Annotated in this window: 7 protein-coding genes; 3 read left to right on the top strand and 4 right to left on the bottom strand. The window is 71.7% G+C overall.

What is annotated here, in order from left to right; all coding sequences use genetic code 11:
- The coding region (locus ACFW2E_RS44000) for a GNAT family N-acetyltransferase (protein WP_384476939.1) at positions 1 to 278 on the top strand (278 nt) is incomplete at its 5' end.
- 11 nt (positions 279 to 289) lie between these two features.
- Here the strand turns inward: ACFW2E_RS44000 and ACFW2E_RS44005 are convergent.
- Entirely contained in the window at positions 290 to 424 is a 135-nt protein-coding gene (locus ACFW2E_RS44005; protein ID WP_384476942.1) for a hypothetical protein, read from the bottom strand.
- A gap of 138 nt (positions 425 to 562) precedes the next feature.
- Between ACFW2E_RS44005 and ACFW2E_RS44010 the strand changes: the two genes are divergently transcribed.
- Positions 563 to 1,177: a class I SAM-dependent methyltransferase gene (locus ACFW2E_RS44010; RefSeq protein ID WP_384476945.1), complete on the top strand. Its 615-nt coding sequence runs from the start codon at positions 563 to 565 to the stop codon at positions 1,175 to 1,177.
- Positions 1,178 to 1,190: 13 nt separating this feature from the next.
- On the opposite strand, the gene ACFW2E_RS44015 is transcribed toward ACFW2E_RS44010, so the two are convergent.
- Complete coding sequence (locus ACFW2E_RS44015) at positions 1,191 to 1,691, bottom strand: DUF402 domain-containing protein (protein ID WP_384476948.1); 501 nt, start codon at positions 1,689 to 1,691, stop codon at positions 1,191 to 1,193.
- Positions 1,672 to 2,601 carry a GNAT family N-acetyltransferase gene (locus ACFW2E_RS44020; protein ID WP_384476951.1) on the bottom strand — a complete coding sequence of 310 codons (930 nt, stop codon included), beginning with the start codon at positions 2,599 to 2,601 and terminating at the stop codon, positions 1,672 to 1,674. The genes ACFW2E_RS44015 and ACFW2E_RS44020 overlap by 20 nt, the downstream gene beginning before the upstream one ends.
- Positions 2,602 to 2,672: 71 nt before the next feature.
- Here ACFW2E_RS44020 and ACFW2E_RS44025 point away from each other — a divergent pair, with 71 nt between their 5' ends.
- On the top strand, positions 2,673 to 3,041 hold the full coding sequence (locus tag ACFW2E_RS44025; protein WP_384476954.1) for a GntR family transcriptional regulator: 369 nt from the start codon (positions 2,673 to 2,675) through the stop codon (positions 3,039 to 3,041).
- An 81-nt stretch (positions 3,042 to 3,122) separates the two neighbouring features.
- On the opposite strand, the gene ACFW2E_RS44030 is transcribed toward ACFW2E_RS44025, so the two are convergent.
- The coding region (locus ACFW2E_RS44030) for a DUF72 domain-containing protein (protein ID WP_384476957.1) at positions 3,123 to 3,293 on the bottom strand (171 nt) is incomplete at its 5' end.

A 3,293-nucleotide genomic window follows, 5' to 3' on the forward strand; every position in this document is an offset into this window, starting at 1 on the left:
CCTGCACCGCACTGGTGTGTATGCTGGCTACGCCGCACGATATCTCCCTGGACACCACCGCCGGGCCTCCCCACGCCCAGGTAACGGGCGAGGGGCGACGGCTGCTGCACTTCGTCGACGCACGCGCGCGTGAACTCGGCCTGCCCGAGGTCAGGCTCTACACGAACGCGATGATGTGGGAGAACCGGAGGATCTACCCGAAGCACGGCTACGAGGTGATCGAGCGCCGTGTCGACGGGCCGTACGACCGCATTCACTATCGCAAGCGGCTGGACTGACCGGCGACGCGTCAGCTGTCCGGCCACCAGGTGCGTGCGATGTCCTTCCGCACCTCGGGGCGCCCGGCGGGACGCTCGTCGGGCTCCTCGCGGACCCGGCGGCCTTCCGTCTTCTTCAGGGGCCTCTGCACGGTTGTGCGGCGCATGGCTGCCTCCTTCAGTGCCTACCGAGTTCCGCGGTCTCACGGAGGTAGACGCTTTCGGCGAGAGTTCCTCATCGGTCCCGGTCTGTCAGTGGTGGCTGTCACGATTCGACTGTCAGTGGCGGGTGTCACTCTGGGGCCATGACGAATCAGAGTGACCGAGCGGCCGCGGTGAGTGTCGACTGGGACGCCGAGGCCGCCGCCTTCGACGACGAGCCGGACCACGGACTGAGCGACCCCGGGGTGCGCGCGGCCTGGGCGGACAGACTCGGCGCGTGGCTGCCCGAGCGCGCCGCCGACGTCCTCGACCTCGGCTGCGGCACCGGCAGCCTCTCGCTCCTCGCCGCCGAGCGCGGGCACCGCGTCACCGGAGTCGACCTCTCCCCGCCCATGGTGGAGCTGGCCCGCGCCAAGCTCGCCGGGCGGAACGCGGTGTTCCTGGTCGGCGACGCGGCGGCACCCCCGGTGGGGGAGCGGCGCTACGACGTCGTGCTGGTCCGGCACGTGCTGTGGACGCTGCCCGACCCCGGCCGCGCGCTGCGCCACTGGCGCGGGCTGCTGCGACCGGAAGGGCGGCTCGTGCTGGTCGAGGGCGTGTGGGGCACGATGACCCCGGTCGGAATACCCGCCGACCGGCTCGTCGGCCTGCTGGAGCCGCTCGCCGGGCAGGTGCGCCTGGAGCGTCTGTCGGAGGACGCGCGGCTGTGGGGCAGGCAGGTGGACGACGAGCGGTACGCGGTGGTGGCCACGGTGTGAGCCCGGCGCCGCGTCAGGCGAGCAGAGCCTCGAAGCCGCTCCCGCGGGCCAGTGACTCCAGCTCGTCGAGCGCGGCGACGGCGGCGGTGGCGGCCCGCGGGTCCGTCCCGGCCAGGCCGCTCTCCGCGAACTCGTCCTCGTCCAGACGCCGTACGTCCGTGCCGTCGGCGGAGCGCCACAGGTCCAGGTCGAGGTCCTCGACGACCAGGTCCGTGCCGGAGAGTCTGGCCGGCCGCGTGATGTCGCAGTACCAGCCCTTGAGCACGCCGTCCGACGCGCGGACCTCCTTCACCGAGTACCAGCGGTCGCGCCAGTAGTACTCGGTGAACACGTCACCCGGCTCGAACCTCACGAACCCGAAGTCCCGGACGCCATCGCCCGCCCACGCGGCCCGTACGCAGAGGCGTACGCCGTCGTCGGCGAGCAGCTCCGCCGGATAGCGGATCTTCGTACGGCCGCCCTTGACCAGGATCACGTCCACCTGTGCCGTCGGCTCAGCCGAGGTCGCGGACATAGCGGACCTCCGTCGCGCAGATCTCGTACCCGAGCCACTTGTTGATCGCGATCATCGGGTCGTTGCCCGCATCGTTGCCCGTGAAGGCCTCGGTGAGGCCCGCGGCGCGGGCCCGGTACAGGGAGTGGATCTTGGCGAGCTTGGCCAGGCCGCGGCCGCGGTGAGCCCGGGCGGTACCGGTCATCGCGGTGGAGTAGCGGGTGGCGCCGTCGGTGTAGGCGACGCTGAAGGCGACCGGACGGCCGTCGACGACCGCGGCCATGGTGAGCTCACGGCTGAGCAGCGGATGCTGCCAGGTCTGCTCGAGCCAGGCGTCGTAGTCCGTGAACTCGAGGGCGACCTCACCGGGTTCGTCCGACACCGTCTCCGCGTCCAGATCGAACAACGGCCGCGGATCGTCCGTGAAGTCGGCGGCCGTGCGCAGTTCGACGCCCTGGGGGACGTCCGGCAATGGAGGGAGGGAGCCGTTCGCCAGATCGAGGCGGAGGAAGTGGGCGGGGCGGCCTCGCCCGTAGCCGTGCCGCTCGGCGAAGGCATGGTTGGACGGCTCGTCCAGGATCCAGCTGAACACCTTGGTCACGCCGACGTCGGCGAGGTGCGCCTCGCCCGCCCGCACCAGGAGCCGGCCGGCCCCGCGGTGGGTCCGGTCCGGGCGCACGTAGACGTTGAGATAGCCCTGGCCGGGATCGGGGCTGTCGTGCGCGACGGCGACCTGGGCCGTGCCGATCACCTCGCCGTCCTCGACCGCGAGGAGCGAGCGGAAGTGGGCGTCGGGGTGGCTGTGGGTGAGCAGGTGACGAACCGAGTCGGAGGTGAACAGGATGTACGGAAGGGCGAGATGGCGGACTCCCGCGAAGCCCTCGGTATCGGTCGGGGAGTCCGGGTTCAGGTCGCGCACGATCACTGTCATGAGGCCGCACGCTATGCGGGACCCGCGCCGGGATGCCTCTCATTTTCCGGCGGGTACGGGAGAATCGGGCCGTGACCTTGAAGATCCACATCGACGACGGCGCGCCGCCCTACGAGCAGGTGCGGGCGCAGATCTCCGAACAGGCCCGGGCGGGCGTGCTGCCGGTGGGGTACCGGCTGCCGACCGTGCGCGGACTGGCCGAGTCCCTCGGCCTCGCCGCGAACACGGTCGCCAAGGCGTACCGGGCGCTGGAGGGGGACGGGGTGATCGAGACGCGGGGGCGCAACGGAACGTTCGTCGCTGCCGCGGGGGCGGCGGCGGAGCGGGAGTTGGCCTCCGCGGCCCAGGACTATGCCGAGCGGGCCCGGCGGCTCGGAGCGGGGGAGGGGGACGCGGTGGCGGCGGTGCGGGATGCGGTGCGGGCGGTTTACGGGGATTGAACGCCGTTTTGGCGGGGGGCCGGTGGTCGGCTGCGGGCGCGTTGTGGCTTGTCGCGCGCACGCGGCGGAGCCGCACATGTCTCAGCCCCGCGCCCCCAGCTGTGTTCGGGTGACCGTGAGACCAGAAGTACGCGCCAGCCGGGCGAAAGTCTGCGCGTCGCTCACCGCCGCACCGTTCGGGTCGTTGTTGAAGTACGCGTAGACGTCCTGCCGGGGCCAGGTGTCCTGGACGCGCCGTACCCACGTGGTGAG

It is taken from the genome of Streptomyces sp. NPDC058964, from assembly GCF_042741275.1.
Classification (GTDB): Bacteria; Actinomycetota; Actinomycetes; order Streptomycetales; family Streptomycetaceae; genus Streptomyces.